The following is a 15,361-nucleotide window of genomic DNA, read 5'->3' as shown; positions in this document are numbered from 1 at the left end:
GTTAGTTACCTCTGTTGGTAATGTAGATACCGTCCTGGAACACACGCGGGTCACGGTTGCGGACCTTGCAGGCCTGCTCAACGTTTGCTGCAGTGTTGCCGATCTTTTCACGGTCGATACCGTTTAAGATCACTTCGTCGCCCTGGACTTTTACCTTCACGCCTTCTACGATCTTTGCGTAGCGGGCCTGTTTCTCGCCAAGGAAGTTGGCGATCTCAACGCGGTCGCCTGCAACCTTCACCTGAATCGGGAAGTGGTTGTAGACAATTTTCATGTGGTACTCGTAGCCCTCAGTAACGCCTTTTGCCATTACATGCAGAAGTGCGTTGTAGGTACCGACGAGTGCATACACACGGCGTCTGGGAGATTCGGTCGTAATTTTGACAACGCCGTCTTCGGTGATGATGTCAATTGCCGGGTGGTGCATAATGCGTTCAAGGGAACCTTTTGCTCCCTTGACGGTCATCAGGTCACCTTCTTTGGTGATGGTTACGCCCGCCGGGATGTGGAAAATCATTTCATGCATAATTTATCCTCTCCTTAGAAGACGTATCCTAACAGCTCACCGCCGACGCCGAGCTTACGCGCCTGTTCGTGGGACATGACACCTTTGGAAGTGGTCAGAATAATAATTCCAAAACCCTTTCCTGGAAGGTATCTCATTTCCCAGGACTCGAGGTCCTCAACTTTTACTGAGAAACGGGGGGTGATAACACCACACTTGTTGATGCCGCCGGAAAGGGAAATCGCATACTGACCTCCTCTGCCGTCCTCAACCTTCTCGAAACCGTTAATATATCCATATTCCTGCATGACTTTAAGCATGTCACCAAAGAGGCGGCTTGCCGGTTCAACGGTCACTACAAGCTTACCAGTGTCACCGGCATTCTTGATAGCGCTCATTGCGTCTGCAATCGGATTCTGTTTTGTCATTCTCCGTCACCTCTTAGTTCATCTTCTTAAAGCCCATCGTGGGTGCCCACTCACGGAAGCACTGGCGGCAGAAGTAAATGTTATATCTGCGCACAAGTCCCTGCTTACGTCCGCAAAGCTGGCACTGGTTTGCACCACGACCAAACTTTTTCTGCTGGACCTTGCCGTTGTCCTTTGCTGCCATGTTACTCCACCTCAATGCCGAAGGCCTCGGTCACAAATGCCATGGACTCCTCACGGGTCACATGCAGTTTGCTGTTGAGTTTCTTCTGTTGGATCTTTCTGCGTGCGGTTCTCGTACCTTTCTTCTCGATAACTGCGATAATATCCATACCGTAGATACCGATCTTCGGGTCATATGCCTGACCCGGAAAGTCCGTGTGTTCCTCAATACCGAAACCGAAGTTTCCGGTTGCATCGAACTGACGTGCATGGAGAACGTTCTCCACTGCATAGGTCTTTAATGCAGTCTGAAGGAAAGTTACAGCCTTTTCGCCGCGAAGGGTTACCTTGCAGCCGAGCGGCTGGCCACGGCGGACACCGAAAGCCGGAAGTGTGTTCTTTGCATAGGAACGGATTGGCTTGGATCCCTGGGTAAGGTCTGCCATGATGTTCTCGGCATTGACAAGACGTTCTCCTGCCTCACCGACGCCCATGTGGACGACAACCTTTGCAACAAAGGGCTTCTGCATGTCGGTCATGCATCAACACCCCAGGTGGAAAGGAAGGACTCGGTGGTTCCGATCATGTAGATGTAGTCCTCGATAGTCTCGAACTTGTCACCGTTTGCTGTCTCAATGACAACACGGTTCGGAAGGGAAGACTCCTGGATCTTGATCTCGACAATCTTACCGGTCTTGGTCGTGTGCTGACCGCCGATGATCATTGCCATGTTTCCTACTGCGAACGGGAAGTGCTGCTGGACAACAAACCGGTCGTCACCGACGATAGTGATGACAAGGGAATCTTTTCCTTTGCAGCTGTTGTCGCCGATGAAGTTTGCACCGCTTGTCAGGTTAATCTGGGTCTTGCCGCCGGTAATGGTGGTCTTGTTTGCGACCTTAACCAGCTGGACCTGTGCTGCTTCAGAGGAGATCTCGTGAGCAGTCTGACGTCCCTTCTCGTCAACAAGAATCATGTAGTGCTTGTTGATCTTCGGGAAGCTGACAATGTCGAACACGTCGATACCGATGTGTTCATCAGTTACGATCTTGCCGTTCAGAACAACGTGACGGTCATGAAGAATCTTCTTGACTTCTTTGGTGTTCTGGGCGAAGTTCATGTGATCACGCATCCAGACACCGATCGGAAGAGCAGATCCGTCGTGCGGACCGTGTGCGGGACTTACCACATACTTGCTTTCCTTACGGGCAATCTGCCATGCGTCCGGTGCTGTCATACGCTTTGTACGAGTCATTATGCCTTCACCTCAAGGCGTGCGACGCGCTTTGCGTCTTTGAGATTCAGTTTGGTGATCATCACATTCGAAGGGTCAACGGGTCTTGGAACATCCTCGCCGTTTGCCTTCTTCACTGCAACACCGTGAACAAGAACTTTGCTGCTCTTTGTGTCAACTGCGTCGACAACAGCTTCGGTTCCTGCGAACTCACCGCGGAGTACTTTTACGGTGTCGCCGGTGACAACACGGAAACTGCGCTTGCCATATTTCGTACGGAGATCGTCAGCGAGAGTTGCGTGTAAGAACGCTCCACGAACGTGGATAGGTGCGTTATACCGGAACTTTCTCTGCTTTCTCGGCTGAATGCTTGCAATACGTGCCATGTTTTCACCTTAGATAATGATCGTTGCCATCGATCCGACTTTCGGGAACCGCTCTGCAACTTCACGTGCGACCGGTCCTTTGATATCGGTACCGCGCGGGTCACCGTTATCATTTAAGAGGATCATTGCGTTCTCTTCAAAGGAAACACGCAGACCGTTCGGGCGGCGGAATTCCTTCTTCTGACGGACAACAACTGCTCTGACAAGCTTTCTCTTCATATCGGGGGTTCCCTTCTTGACAGTTACTGTCGCAAGGTCGCCGATACCCATCTTTGGCTGCCGGTTTTTGACACCATGGTAACCGAAGACGGAAACAATCTGTACAACACGGGCGCCCGTGTTGTCTGCACAAACCATCTTGGAGCCGGTCTGAAGTGCGCGCGGGATCTTGGATGTTAATCCTTTCATGCCCGAGTCACCTCAACAACGACATAGGAGGTTGTTTTGTTCAATGGTCTGCACTCTGCAATGGTAACCTCGTCGCCGATTCTGGCGTCGAGGCACGGAGCCATGTGTGCGTGAATTTTGGAACTGCGCTTCTCGTATCTGTCATATTTCTTGACAAAGTGGAGATAGTTCCGTTCAACGACAACGGTCCCCTGCATGCGCTCACTCACGACCTTACCGGTAATCACCTGGCCGCGCACCGGTAAGCTGCCGTGGAATGGGCAGTTTACATCGTTACAGTCCTTTTCAGGGGCTGTAACATTTAAGCCGATATTTTTTGCCATATTTAACCCTCATCTTACGCGCATTGTAACGCGCCGCGTTGGAGAAACAGACAAGCATGAGCAGTCTATTACAACATTAACACTATCCGGGAGGGTTACCCGGAGTAACATATATTGTTTCTCCAAGCACTTAATCCCATTCCCCGTCTGAAGAGAGAATGTGTTTTTGGTTTCATCGACGATGAAACCACACATTCCCTCCTGTGTTTTGTTGCGTGATCCCACCACAACCGCATACAAACCAATCAGTTCATGATTGCAGATAGATTGTGGAGTGATCATAGACTGTTTTACGCCTGACGCTTTGCCTGTTCAGTCTTAATACGTGCGATAGTTCTGCGAACTTCCCGGATCTTTCCGGGGTTTTCCGGTGCACCACCGGCGCTGACTTTTCCGTACTGCTGAATTAACTCGTTCTTGAGTTTCTGCTCGTTTTCCACAAGCTCAGCATCGGAGAACTGGGCAACTTCCTTTGCTCTGAAGATTGCCATAGTTTAGGCCTCCTTCTGGAACTCAGGTTCGGTTTCCGGCTCACTTGCAAGTTCTGCGTCAAACTCTTCAAACACATCAGCCTCGGCCATCTGTGCCGGAGCAGGGTTTGCATCCGGACGGATCTCAAAGTGATCCGGCAGGATTGCTCCCGGCGGGACAATCTTGACCTGAACACCAATGATACCGAGCTTCTTGACTGCGGTTGCGTATCCTGACTCAACCACAGACTCAGCCGGCTCACCGGAGTGTTTGATGTATCCTTCAACGAACTTCTGCACACGTGCACGGGCACCGGTGAGCTTACCTGCGATGATAACTTCGCAGCCAAGTGCTCCCGAGTCCATGACACGGCGGATGACGGAGGTACCTGCCTTACGGAAGTACCATCCGCGTTCCAGTGCATTTGCAAGGCGCTCGGCCATGATCTGGGCGTTTAAGTTCGGGTTTGCAACCTGCTGAACTTCAACCTGCGGAGAGTCGATACCGTATACTGAGGTAAGGTCAGACGTAATCTGGCGAACCAGTTTACCGCCTTTACCGATGACGATACCAGGCTTCTCAGCAAAGATCGTGACCTGGGTTCCGATCGGAGTGCGGACGATGTCCATTCCACCGTATCCGGCACGTTTGAGTTCCTTGTTGAGGTATTGCTCAACACGGACCTTGCGGACGCCGTCTGCGACAAACTTCTTCTCGATAGTCATACTTACTGCACCTCGCGGAGGATTAACTCAACGTTCACGGAGTCTCTGTGTTTCGGAGTGGCTCTGCCCATTGCACGGGGGAAGATTGCCTTGATGCACCGGCCTTTGTTTGCTGCGGCATGGATGATGACCATCTTTTCCGGAGCAAGACCTGCGTACTCGGCGTTCTTCTGTGCGGAGCGGATTAAGCGGATGTACTCTGCGGCTGCCTTGACCGGATATCTTCCGGCTGCGGTGCCAAAGGTCTTACCGTTTAAGCTCTTCTGGTGGCCGACGTTTCTTGCGTAGCGGTGGAACGGTACTGCTCTCTTGAGATCAACAACCTGTTCCAGATATGCAACTGCATCATCTGCCATCATGTTGCGGACAAGGTGGGCAATTTCCACTGCATGCTTCGGAGAGCATCCAAGCTCGTTGGCCTTTGCACGGGCGATGTTGTCGCCGGTAAGTTTGTTACTGTATTCTGTTCTTGCCATGACAATCACTTCAGTGGGACATACTTACTCGACCGGGTTGCACCGATACCGGCACTTCCGTGGCTGACCTTCTTGCGGGTCAGAGCGAACTCACCAAAGTAGTGGAACACTCCCTCAACCGGAATCTCAACATTGACGAACTCTTTACCAGAGTAGATGGCAACACTCTTGCCAACCATCTCGGGCAGAATGATCATGGAACGGACGTGAGTTCTCACGCCTTCACCTGTTACAATCTTATTGCGAACGTCTTCTTCCTCGCGGGTGAAACCGCGAAGGACCTTACGGCGGGCACTGCTCGGCATAATCGGCAGGAGCTCTTCCATGGACATGGACTTGAGCTGCTCGATGTTGTAGCCGTGGTAGGTGTACTCCTCTCGCCGCTTTGGCATTCTCTTAGTAGTTTTCTTTGCCATTTACGTTCACCTCCGGCATCCGGTTCTGCGTGCTGCGACGTGTCCGACTTTCTTACCGGCCGGCGTTCCGCGTGCGACAGTCTTTGGCTTACCCGGGTGCTGGTGTCCTCCACCACCGAATGGGTGGTCGATAACGTTCATAGCGACACCACGGACGCGTGGCCAGCGGGTTGCCGAGGTCTTCATCTTGTGATACTGTTTACCTGCTTTCAGGATCGGCTTGTCACCGCGTCCTCCACCTGCCACAAGGCCGATGGTTGCAAGACAGTTTTCATTGAACCATTTCGGTTTGCCGGACGGCATTCTGACACCGACTTTGCCTTCGGACTTTCCGATGACAATTGCCTGAACGCCGCTTGCGCGAACGAACTTGCCGCCGTCTCCGGGGCGTGCCTCGATGTTGCAGACTGCCATACCGGTAGGGATTGATGCAAGCGGAAGGGTGTTACCGTTCTCGATCTTTGCTTCAGGTCCCCATGCGAGCTCTTTGCCGATACCCACACCTTCGGTGATGAGTGCGTACTCTTTCTTGCCGTTGATTTTCACAACTGCAATCGGAGTGTGGCGTGCCGGGTCGTGTTCGATGTCAATGACGGTTGCAGTAACAGTTTCGGTAAAGGAACCGAAGTGTTTCAGCGCAGCCTTATACTGGTGCGACGGGGCGCGGTAGGTTGAACCTCCCTTTCCACGTGCCTGTGTACTAATTCTGTGTCCCATGTTGACTCACCTTACACAATACCCAGCTGAGAGAGAATCTCTTCAGCAGCGTTCTTCTCTTCGAAGGTAATGATTGCCTTCTTGGCTCCCTTGGTGGTCATCATGGTGCTGATGGATGCGACCTTCTTGCCGAAGCTCTTCTCCATTGCTGCCTTGACGGATGCCTTGGTTGCGTCCTTTCGTACGATGAAAGAAAGCTGGTTGGAATTTTCCAGGAGAACCATTGCCTTTTCTGTTACAAGCGGGTGTGCGAGTGTCATAATTATGCCTCCCCGAGTTTCTTGACAGCGGCTTCGGTCCAGACAGTAAGTCTGCCTGCATCGGTTCCGGGGGCAAGAACATTTGCGTTCAGAGAAGTGACCGGCATTACATCGACACCGGCAATGTTTGCACCTGCGGTGAATTCAGTACCGACCGTGACGATTAAGACGGACTTTGCCTGCTTGTATTTGCGTCCACGGGTCTTTCCGCGTCCTGCACGGATTGCACGGGACTCTTTTGCACGCTCAAGGTCTGCGCCGAGTCCGAGGGCAATGAGTGCCTTCTTGACTTCTGCGGTCTTGGTGAGCGTTTCAAATGCGTCCTCAACAACAATTGCTGCATCGCCTTCGAATTTGTGACCGCGGGCGGTGACAAGTTCGGTGTTTACGGTTGCTGCAATTGCAGAGCGGATGGCCTTTGCCTTCTCTTTCTTGTTGATCTTCTCAAGGATGATCTTCTCAACTTTTGGTGCGTGTGCCGGGTGACCGCCTTTGGTCTGCGGAACTTTTGCACCGCGGGATCCGTTCTTGATACGCGGAATCTTAGATTCGCCGCGCTTGGAACCCCAGCCTTCGGCAGAGGTTCTCATACCTGCATACGGGTCTGCGCCGTACGGCTGGTACTGTTCGCTCTGGTAGGCGAGGACAGCTCTCTTGATGAGGTCCGGGCGGAATTCTTCGGAGAAGACAACCGGAAGCTCGATTTCGTGGAGAACAGAACCGTTAATTGCTTTTACATTTGCTTTCATCGGTCAGGTCACCCCTGCTTGCTCTGGAGACTCACAAATTCTACAACCGGAGTCTGGATAGTCTGCTCGCCCATACGGGTTGCGGGGCGGATACGAATCAGGCGTTTTGCCGGGCCCGGGATGGAGCCTTTGATCAGAACGTAGTTGTTGCGGACAAGGCCGTAGTGGAGGAATCCTCCTGCCGGGTTGATCTCGTCCGGGTTCTCGCCGATCTTAATGACTCTCTTGTTGAACTCGGTACGCTGCTGGAAACCCATCTGACCGGGCATTGGAACCTGCCAGCGGACGTGGTGAGGGTGCCATGGACCAAGAGTACCGATGTGTCTGGTCTTCTTGGCTCTGGAGTGAGCTCTCTTTCTGAGACAGATACCGAATCTCTTGACTGCTCCCTGGAATCCCTTTCCTTTGGTGATTCCGGTGATGTCAGCGAACTGACCTTCGGAGAGAATGGTGTTCATGTCAATGCTGGTTCCAAGAAGGGAGAGTGCGTAGTCGAAGCGCTCCTGGGAGCTGCCGCCTGCGACACGGATTTCCATTAAGTCCGGAATCTTCTTTGGAACGCCGGTGAGAGTGTCCGGCTGGGTGTACATCAGAACCATAACTTCGACGACGTCTGCCATTGCGGCGTTGATCTTCTCGGTTGCAGCTGCGGCGTTGTGTGCCTTTGCTTTGGTGATTCTGCCGGAGAGAGCCGCAACATCTTCAGACCAGACTTCGGTAAGCGGGTGCTTGCCGTAGGTGTCTTTGACGTAGACGCGGATTGCAGCAACTTTCATTGCCGGAATCTCAATTACGGTCACCGGGACCATAATCTCTTTGCCTTCGGTCGGGCTCTTCTTGTGATCGTCAATCATGATGACGTGGGTCATGCCTGCTTTGTAGCCGGCGAAGCCCTGAAGCGTGGGCTGCCCGTTATACTCTGGCCAGGATTGGTACTTTGGTACAATACTCTTGGCCCTCTTGCGAGGATAGTATGCGAGTGAACCTGCACGCGGTCTCACAGTTCTCATGTGTTAATCAGTCCTTAATACTGTGTCTTGCGCCCTTGCGGGACGAAGACGTCTGCTGTGGTTGTCAATTATGAAACAACCGTTCTTTCACCATCGGCCTGCGAAATTTATCGCCTTCGACCATGGGACGTACATTCTAAGTGTCGGTCTCCGCACTCTGTGTAAATAACACAGGGGCTAAGAAGACGGAAAGACGGGTAGCAATTGATCCAATTGAGGATATCCGCAATGAACGACAACGTCTTGTCTGTTCTTGTGGTTTATGCCCGAAAACGCACAGGTTGAGTGTGCGCGCCGCACAGTTGCGGCTTCCAAGTCTCACGAAAGAGAACCTGACAGTCCACGCGCTCTTTGATTTTCACAAAGAATGGGCTCGTACATAACGACGTTCGCCCGGCGCGTTTCATCAGACCTATTGAGGTCTTAATCCTTTTGCGGGAACACCGCGAAAGGGTTACACGATAATGAAAACAGTCGCAGAATCTGCGTGTTTTCAAACCAACTGGATATCCACGATACACAGCAGCTATGCTGATATCAGCCTATGAAGGCTCCTCTATTATTGGTAGAGAAGAGTTATAAAGATAGTGGGGCAAGCTGAAAAAAAAGATTATCCGAAGTAGAGATCGCCGTCGGTGTTGAGGTATACCCGGATGTCTTCGCGTACATGCCGGCCCTTGATCTTTTCAGGCATATAGGAGCTGATGCGGTTGATGAGAGAAATGCTGTCGTAACGAATTTTGATGTTGAGAGGAGCAGCTGCCTGAAAGATCAGGTGCGGGGCCTCCATAAGATCAGTTCCGGCAGCAAGGATGCAGAGATCAGCAGCATCAAGAGTGTACAAAAACTCAAGGGTTTCTTTTGCACGTCTGATGTTTTCATTGGCAGATTTTTCTATAGTACAGATATTTGCTTTTGATGTCCCGAGACGATCGGCGATCTGCTGCTGGGTCATACCCTGTTTGCGGTATCTGATAACTTCCTTCTGACGATCGGTAAGGAGAGTATCCTTCATGGTTATTAATTTAAGATTGTTAACTATAAACATATTTGGTTAAAGAACTCTGCCTTCGCAGAGTAGTGTACTTTCACTCACAAACCAGCCCGCAGAAAAAATTCCGTGGTGGAGAAGTGCAGATCAGATATACTGCGAAGACACGCGCACAGATGTATGATGGTTGAGGCCGGTTTTGAGATGGGAGAGTTACCCAAACGAAAAAGATGAGGAAAAAAACATTTGCTGTTGTGATTCATCATCAGTTATCGTACCCGACGTTATCCGAAATTTATCGACATTTTCTTCAAAAAACCAAGGTATCACCTTATTTTTGAAAACCGCATTAACAATTCACAAACCTTATATTGGTTCTCGTCGATGATCTGATGTTCTCATTGAAAATGAGAGGTGTAATAAATATGGTAGTTAAGGTAGGAGTTGCAAAGCTCGGTAACATCGCATCCGGTGTTATGGCAGAGCTTCTGTTAGATGAGCGTGCAGACCGTGAAGACATGATGACCTTCATGGCAACCTCTGGAACGAAACTGCAGAAGGAAGATGTTGACCGTGTTGTCACCAACCTGAAAGCATGGCAGCCGGACTTTGCAATCGTCGTCTCCCCGAACGGACTCCTTGAGGGACCGGCCGGTGCACGTGAGGACCTTGCAGCAGCAGGTATCCCGACAATCGTCATCACTGATGATGTCACCTCCAAGAAGGAACAGTTCGACGCACTCAAGGCATCCAAGTTCGGATACATCATCGTCAAGGCAGACGCCATGATTGGTGCACGCCGTGAGTTCCTCGACCCAGTAGAGATGGCAGACTACAACGGCAACCTTGTCAAAGTCCTTGCACTGACCGGTGCATTCCGCAAGCTCCAGATGGAGCTCGACAAAGTCATCGACCAGGTTAAGGCAGGAAAGAAGGGCGCAGAGCTCGTTCTCCCGAAGGTTGTCCTGAACTCTGACAACTCCACCAAGGGCGAGTTTACCAACCCCTACGCACAGGCAAAGGCACGTGCAGCATACGAGATTGCACAGTCCGTTGCAGGCGTCAATGTTAAGGGTTGCTTCATGACCAAAGAGTGGACAGACTACGTCCCAATCGTCACCTCCGCACACGAAATGATGCGCGTTGCAGCAGCACTCTGTGATGAGGCACGCGAGATCGAGAAGGCAGGCGACAGCATCATCCGCAAGCCGCACAAGAAGACCGGTGAGATCGTTTCCAAGGTCGCACTGATCAGCAAGCCAGAGTAAATATTCTGAAAAAATATTTTTTTTCTTTTTTGTGGATGTTGTCCACGAGTCGTTTATTTAGCAAGCGATGTTTATCGTAGCTCCGCCCACGGAACACGCAGAGTACACGGAAATGGGCACGGAAAAAACATCACGGAGCAGACGTGAACAACACGGAAATAGAATTTCGTTGAATTTTTTTCAACAAGGCAACTAAAAATTATTTTGCGAAGAGTACAGAAAAAAAATATTTTTGAATACAATACAGTGAAAAAATTTCGTTGAGTTTTTTCAAAAGAGTAACTGAAAATTATTTTACGAAAGTACAGAAAAAATAATTTTGAATGAGAGTTCCGTGCTGTTCACGTCTGCTCCGTGATCTTTTTCTGTGAAGCTCCGCGTTTTCAGATTTTCCGTGGGCGGAGCAACGAAGCCATGCGAATCGTGGGCGGAGCTATGAAAAACATTTCTCACGACAGAAACATCGCGAGCAGCGGCAGCGTAAGCACACTAATCAGTGTAGTGATGAACACACCCTGAGCAGCAATATCAGGATGAACACGATGCTCGGATGCGAGCATCACCGTGTTCGTCGCAGCAGGCATTCCCGCGGTCACCACAATCACCCCAAGGATCAAAGGATTGGTGATGAACTGCGAAAAGATAGCAAACATCAGAGCAGGAAGGATCAGCAGACGAACTCCCGCGACAAAATACTGCCTGACATTACCGAAGATCTTTGAGAGATCCAGCTGCGCAAGAAAACCTCCGGTAACCACCAGAGATAATGGAGTGGTCACACTGTCAAGGAGAGCAAGAGATCCATTGATCGGATCAGGAATCGTTGTCGACGTCAGAAACAGGGCAAGACCGACGAATGTCGAGATGAAGGCAGCATTCAGAAGCAGCTTCGGTTGAAAAACCGGCCTGCCGTGTCCGCCGCCGTGTGCCGTCAGAAGCCAGATGCCAAGCGAGTACGCAAGAATCGTGAATGGAATGTTAAATATTGCCGCGTAAAAAATCGCCTGCGGACCAAAGATCATCGACAGGACCGGAAATCCCATGAACATCGAGTTGGAAAACACCAGCATGAACCGGAACACGCCATACTCCTCATGTTTCGCACGAAGAATAACCGGAGCAAACCAGGCGATCACGAGTGACACCGCATAGTAGCCGATCGCAGAAACCATCAGCAGCTCGCCGTTCTGCAGCAGCTCATTCGTAAACGGAATCTGCATCGAGTAGATGATCATCGCCGGAATACAGATATGCAGCAGAAATTTGGAAAGCGATGAGACTGATGTTTCCGTTAAAATCCCGACACGCCTGCAGAAAAATCCGACTCCGATCAGAAGGAACAGGATTAATATCTGATTCAAGGCGATAAAATAATCCACAACCAACATCCCCGAGGTATTTTGTACATATGAAACCGAACCGATAGTTAAACTATCGAACTGATCTATAATATGGTATGGACGAAATCGTCGAACAGGGATTTGAACGGCTCCAGACGCTGATCAGCGAAGCCAAAACAGAACAGGAGCGCCTCTCTGAAGAGATCATCAAACAAAACGCAGCCCTTCTTGTGCGCATGACAGAGTCTGTCGCGCCGATAGCAAAAGAGGTAGGATCTGAGTACCTGCTCAAAGCAAAACAGGACAGTAAAGGAGATCTCTATGACCAGAAGTACTATGATGAAAAGATGATCATTCTCGGGAAGAGTGAAGATCCTGTCGCGCTGAGGCCGGACGATCCCAAGAAAAAAGTCATTCAGCAGTTCTGTGTGCTCTCGGAAAACGGAAATCTCTACGAACTGATGTTTTCAAACGACGGATTCGTCGTCGACACCTATGCATCAGCGCTCACACCGGAGGATGCGCTGGAGTTCTATGGTTACGATATCATCTACATGCTCTACTCGGCAATGAAAGAGTACCTGCTTGCAGAAGAGGACGTGATTGCTGCACTTGATCTGACGCTTGGATACATTCAGAAAAAGAATCAGACATAATTTTTTTCGTTTTTGAAAACAAAGAAAAAACAGTGGGCCCGATGAGATTCGAACTCATGACCTCCCGGTTATCAGCCGGGCGCACCACCTAGCTATGCTACGGGCCCCGATTGGGTGTTACCCTAATACATATGCCGTGTCCATATAAATAGATTCCGAATTGCCGGATTTGAGTTAGTATTTCTGCCCCGTCCACGGAGCATGATTAAAGACACAACATCACCAATGGGGACAGGCTTAACTGCTTGTTCTGCCAAAAGTTAAGGAATAATATATTTGGCAGGATGAATACATGGCTGAAGAGAGAAAAAAACAATATCTTCTCGGAAACGCGGCAATTGCCCATGCATGCCTTGAAGCAGGAGTGGACTTTGTCTCGGGATATCCGGGAACGCCATCCTCCGAAGTGGTTGACACTCTCCGTGGAGTAAAGGATCCCTGGTATTATCTTGAGTGGTCGGTCAACGAAAAAGTTGCCTTTGAAAATGCGATCGGTGCAAGCTGGTGCGGATGCAGATCAATTGTGACCATGAAACATGTCGGCCTCAACGTCGCCGCAGACCCTCTGATGACCTCAGCCTATACCGGCGTGAAAGGCGGATTTGTTGTTCTGTCAGCAGATGATCCGTTCGCCCACAGTTCGCAGAACGAACAGGACTCCCGGATGTATGCAAAGTTTGCCCAGATTCCGTGTCTGGATCCAAAGGATGTTCAGCAGGCTCATGACATGATGACCGCTGCCTGGAACATTTCAGAGAAGTTTTCCCTGCCGGTGCTGTTTCGACCCACCACCAGAATCTGCCACTCAAAAAGTGACGTAGCTCTCGGCGAAGAAACTCCGTCACCACGCAAAGGCGAGTTTGTCCGCGACCCGAAACAGTACGTGGTGATTCCGGCACACACCCGCCCGCTTCATGCAATCCTCACCAAGAAGCAGGCCGAGGTTGCAAAATATCTTGTTGAGGCAGGCTACAACTCGGCGACCGTTCGCGGAGAACGTGCGGTGATTGCCGGAGGAATTTCTGCGGCATATGTTGAAGAGATTCTCCCCGAAGATATTTCATTAATCACGATCGGCGCATACCCGATCGATGCTGACTGGCTGGCTGAAGTTGTTGGAAAACACACCGAAGTTCTTGTCGTGGAAGAGCTGATGCCGGTTGTTGAGGAGGCGGTCCGGCAGGTTGCGGGAACGGTAACAGTTCACGGAAAACTCGACGGTTATCTGCCGCACGAAGGAGAGTTCTCAACAGCACTTGTTGCAAAAGCTCTTTTGAAGGCAGGCTACCTCAAAGAAGATCCGTTCCCGCCTGAGAAACAGCCGACCGCTGTCGCCGTCCGGCCGCCGATTCTCTGCCCCGGATGTCTGCACCGCTCGGTGTTTTACGCGATGAAGAAGGTGTTCAAAGACGGCGTGTTCCCAAGCGACATCGGCTGTTACACGCTCGGACTTCAGATGGGCGCGGTTGACACAACGATTTGTATGGGAGCATCGATCACGGTCGGATCAGGTATCGCCCACTCATGTCCGGAGACGGACGTGGTTTCCACAATCGGTGACTCCACTTTCCTGCACACCGGAGTGAACGGGTTGATCAATGCAGTGTATAATAACACAAACCAGACGGTCATCATTCTCGACAACCGGATCACGGCAATGACCGGGCACCAGCCAAACCCGAACACAGGGATGACGGCAACCGGCGTTGAGTCGCCGAAGATCTCACTCGAAGAGCTGGCACGTGCCTGCGGAGTTTCGTTTGTGGAGTCGGTTGACCCTTACGATCTGACGGATCTGCTGGAGACCCTGAAGGCTGCAAAGGAAAAACCGGGCGTGAAAGTTATTATCGCCAAGCAGCCGTGCGTGATCATGAACAAACGCAACGGCGTAAAACGCAGCAGATATGTGGTGGACGCTGAACGCTGTAATAAGTGCGGCGCATGCATCAGATACGGCTGTCCGGCTCTGGAGATCGATGAGAATGGTGCGGCAGTAACGACTGCATTATGTACCGGATGCGGCGTGTGTGCTGACATCTGTCCTGCAGGGGCGATTCACCGTGGAGGTGCGAGACAATGAAGAAGAGTTATGATGTGCTGATCGTTGGTATCGGCGGGCAGGGAACTATTCTTGCCTCGAACGTTCTCGGCGATGCCTGTGTGATCGAGGGCCGTCACGTTCGCGGCGCAGAGACGCACGGCATGTCGCAGCGCGGAGGGTCTGTTGAGACGCACATCCGCATCGATGGAAAGTTCGGCTCTCTGATTGCTCCGGGCTCTGCTGATCTGCTGATCGCGTTTGATATGCTTGAGGCGGTCCGCTACCGCCACTTCCTGAAGGATGGCGGAACAATGATCGTCAACCGCGAGATGATTGTGCCAACCTCGGTGTTTTCGGCAAAACTTCCGGTGCCGCAGCTTGATGATGTCGCTGTTGAGCTGAAGTCAGGCAGTGCCAAAGTTGTTCTGATGAATGCAACAGATATCGCGGCAAAGGCCGGCAGTCCGCTTGCGGCAAACATTGTTCTGCTTGGCGCAGCTTCACACGAGCTCCCGCTCTCGGTTGCATCGCTTGAAGAGGCTGTGCGGAGAAATGTTCCGCAGAAAACTATTGCGATCAATGAACAGGCATTTGCTCTGGGCCGCGAGGCCCTCTGATCTTTTTTTCTTTTTGAAATTTTTTTTTGTACTGGGATGACTTCGTAGCTCCGCCCACGGAGCACACTGAACACACGGAATTTTCACAGAAAAAGATCACGGAGCAGACGTGAACACCACGGAACTCTCATTCAAAATTATTTTCAGTTCTCATGTTGAAAAAAGCCAACGGAATTTT

At 51.0% G+C, this 15,361-nt stretch carries 23 protein-coding genes and 1 tRNA gene; 4 read left to right on the top strand and 20 right to left on the bottom strand.

The annotated features are described in order from the left end of the window. Nucleotide 1 precedes the first annotated feature (1 nt). The 18 genes from rpl6p to McpAg1_RS06070 form a co-directional block, all read right to left on the bottom strand. Nucleotides 2-526 carry a 50S ribosomal protein L6 gene (gene rpl6p, locus McpAg1_RS06150; RefSeq protein WP_338094421.1) on the bottom strand — a complete coding sequence of 175 codons (525 nt, stop codon included), beginning with the start codon at nt 524-526 and terminating at the stop codon, nt 2-4. Between the two features lie 14 nt (nt 527-540). Then, complete coding sequence (locus McpAg1_RS06145; protein WP_338094420.1) at nt 541-933, bottom strand: 30S ribosomal protein S8; 393 nt, start codon at nt 931-933, stop codon at nt 541-543. A gap of 13 nt (nt 934-946) precedes the next feature. Beyond that, complete coding sequence (locus McpAg1_RS06140; protein ID WP_338094419.1) at nt 947-1,117, bottom strand: 30S ribosomal protein S14; 171 nt, start codon at nt 1,115-1,117, stop codon at nt 947-949. A gap of 1 nt (nt 1,118) precedes the next feature. Further along, complete coding sequence (locus McpAg1_RS06135) at nt 1,119-1,634, bottom strand: 50S ribosomal protein L5 (RefSeq protein ID WP_338094418.1); 516 nt, start codon at nt 1,632-1,634, stop codon at nt 1,119-1,121. Next, on the bottom strand, nt 1,631-2,350 hold the full coding sequence (locus McpAg1_RS06130) for a 30S ribosomal protein S4e (protein WP_338094417.1): 720 nt from the start codon (nt 2,348-2,350) through the stop codon (nt 1,631-1,633). The genes McpAg1_RS06135 and McpAg1_RS06130 overlap by 4 nt, the downstream gene beginning before the upstream one ends. After that, the gene (rplX, locus tag McpAg1_RS06125; protein WP_338094416.1) at nt 2,350-2,715 is read right to left on the bottom strand and encodes a 50S ribosomal protein L24; all 366 of its coding nucleotides are present in this window, start codon (nt 2,713-2,715) and stop codon (nt 2,350-2,352) included. Before rplX ends, McpAg1_RS06130 begins: the two co-directional genes overlap by 1 nt. Before the next feature lie 9 nt (nt 2,716-2,724). Beyond that, on the bottom strand, nt 2,725-3,123 hold the full coding sequence (locus McpAg1_RS06120; RefSeq protein WP_338094415.1) for a 50S ribosomal protein L14: 399 nt from the start codon (nt 3,121-3,123) through the stop codon (nt 2,725-2,727). Further along, nucleotides 3,120-3,446 carry a 30S ribosomal protein S17 gene (locus tag McpAg1_RS06115; protein ID WP_338094414.1) on the bottom strand — a complete coding sequence of 109 codons (327 nt, stop codon included), beginning with the start codon at nt 3,444-3,446 and terminating at the stop codon, nt 3,120-3,122. The genes McpAg1_RS06120 and McpAg1_RS06115 overlap by 4 nt, the downstream gene beginning before the upstream one ends. A 9-nt stretch (nt 3,447-3,455) precedes the next feature. Next, nucleotides 3,456-3,728: a ribonuclease P protein component 1 gene (locus tag McpAg1_RS09615; protein ID WP_420847101.1), complete on the bottom strand. Its 273-nt coding sequence runs from the start codon at nt 3,726-3,728 to the stop codon at nt 3,456-3,458. Nucleotides 3,729-3,736: 8 nt separating this feature from the next. Continuing rightward, complete coding sequence (rpmC, locus tag McpAg1_RS06110) at nt 3,737-3,937, bottom strand: 50S ribosomal protein L29 (protein WP_338094413.1); 201 nt, start codon at nt 3,935-3,937, stop codon at nt 3,737-3,739. A 3-nt stretch (nt 3,938-3,940) separates the two neighbouring features. Next, a complete protein-coding gene (locus McpAg1_RS06105; protein WP_338094412.1) occupies nt 3,941-4,642 on the bottom strand; it encodes a 30S ribosomal protein S3 in 702 nt (233 codons plus the stop codon). Between the two features lie 2 nt (nt 4,643-4,644). Continuing rightward, complete coding sequence (locus McpAg1_RS06100) at nt 4,645-5,118, bottom strand: 50S ribosomal protein L22 (RefSeq protein ID WP_338094411.1); 474 nt, start codon at nt 5,116-5,118, stop codon at nt 4,645-4,647. Between the two features lie 5 nt (nt 5,119-5,123). Then, on the bottom strand, nt 5,124-5,534 hold the full coding sequence (locus tag McpAg1_RS06095; protein ID WP_338094410.1) for a 30S ribosomal protein S19: 411 nt from the start codon (nt 5,532-5,534) through the stop codon (nt 5,124-5,126). Between the two features lie 6 nt (nt 5,535-5,540). Beyond that, nucleotides 5,541-6,251 (bottom strand): 50S ribosomal protein L2, encoded by a 711-nt coding sequence (locus McpAg1_RS06090; RefSeq protein ID WP_338094409.1) that lies wholly within the window; start codon nt 6,249-6,251, stop codon nt 5,541-5,543. An 11-nt stretch (nt 6,252-6,262) separates the two neighbouring features. Continuing rightward, nucleotides 6,263-6,511 (bottom strand): 50S ribosomal protein L23, encoded by a 249-nt coding sequence (locus McpAg1_RS06085; RefSeq protein ID WP_338094408.1) that lies wholly within the window; start codon nt 6,509-6,511, stop codon nt 6,263-6,265. Nucleotides 6,512-6,513: 2 nt separating this feature from the next. Continuing rightward, a complete protein-coding gene (rpl4p, locus tag McpAg1_RS06080; RefSeq protein WP_338094407.1) occupies nt 6,514-7,260 on the bottom strand; it encodes a 50S ribosomal protein L4 in 747 nt (248 codons plus the stop codon). 8 nt (nt 7,261-7,268) lie between these two features. Next, entirely contained in the window at nt 7,269-8,270 is a 1,002-nt protein-coding gene (locus McpAg1_RS06075) for a 50S ribosomal protein L3 (protein WP_338094406.1), read from the bottom strand. 610 nt (nt 8,271-8,880) lie between these two features. Next, entirely contained in the window at nt 8,881-9,285 is a 405-nt protein-coding gene (locus McpAg1_RS06070; RefSeq protein WP_338094405.1) for a Tfx family DNA-binding protein, read from the bottom strand. A 401-nt stretch (nt 9,286-9,686) separates the two neighbouring features. On the opposite strand from McpAg1_RS06070, the gene McpAg1_RS06065 reads away from it, so the two are divergent. Further along, the gene (locus McpAg1_RS06065) at nt 9,687-10,529 is read left to right on the top strand and encodes a F420-dependent methylenetetrahydromethanopterin dehydrogenase (RefSeq protein WP_338094404.1); all 843 of its coding nucleotides are present in this window, start codon (nt 9,687-9,689) and stop codon (nt 10,527-10,529) included. 449 nt (nt 10,530-10,978) lie between these two features. On the opposite strand, the gene McpAg1_RS06060 is transcribed toward McpAg1_RS06065, so the two are convergent. Then, the gene (locus McpAg1_RS06060) at nt 10,979-11,890 is read right to left on the bottom strand and encodes an AEC family transporter (protein ID WP_338094403.1); all 912 of its coding nucleotides are present in this window, start codon (nt 11,888-11,890) and stop codon (nt 10,979-10,981) included. 95 nt (nt 11,891-11,985) lie between these two features. On the opposite strand from McpAg1_RS06060, the gene McpAg1_RS06055 reads away from it, so the two are divergent. Next, nucleotides 11,986-12,525, top strand: coding sequence for a hypothetical protein (locus tag McpAg1_RS06055; protein ID WP_338094402.1), 540 nt, complete (start codon nt 11,986-11,988; stop codon nt 12,523-12,525). 33 nt (nt 12,526-12,558) lie between these two features. Here McpAg1_RS06055 and McpAg1_RS06050 read toward each other — a convergent pair. Next, nucleotides 12,559-12,632, bottom strand: a tRNA-Ile gene (locus McpAg1_RS06050). Nucleotides 12,633-12,817: 185 nt separating this feature from the next. Here McpAg1_RS06050 and iorA point away from each other — a divergent pair. Next, nucleotides 12,818-14,605 (top strand): indolepyruvate ferredoxin oxidoreductase subunit alpha, encoded by a 1,788-nt coding sequence (iorA, locus tag McpAg1_RS06045; RefSeq protein ID WP_338094401.1) that lies wholly within the window; start codon nt 12,818-12,820, stop codon nt 14,603-14,605. Further along, entirely contained in the window at nt 14,602-15,183 is a 582-nt protein-coding gene (locus McpAg1_RS06040; protein WP_338094400.1) for an indolepyruvate oxidoreductase subunit beta, read from the top strand. The genes iorA and McpAg1_RS06040 overlap by 4 nt, the downstream gene beginning before the upstream one ends. Nucleotides 15,184-15,361: the final 178 nt, after the last annotated feature.

Source organism: Methanorbis furvi (assembly GCF_032714615.1).
In the GTDB taxonomy this organism is placed as follows: domain Archaea; phylum Halobacteriota; class Methanomicrobia; order Methanomicrobiales; family Methanocorpusculaceae; genus Methanocorpusculum; species Methanocorpusculum furvi.
This window is presented reverse-complemented; position numbering and strand designations above follow the sequence as displayed.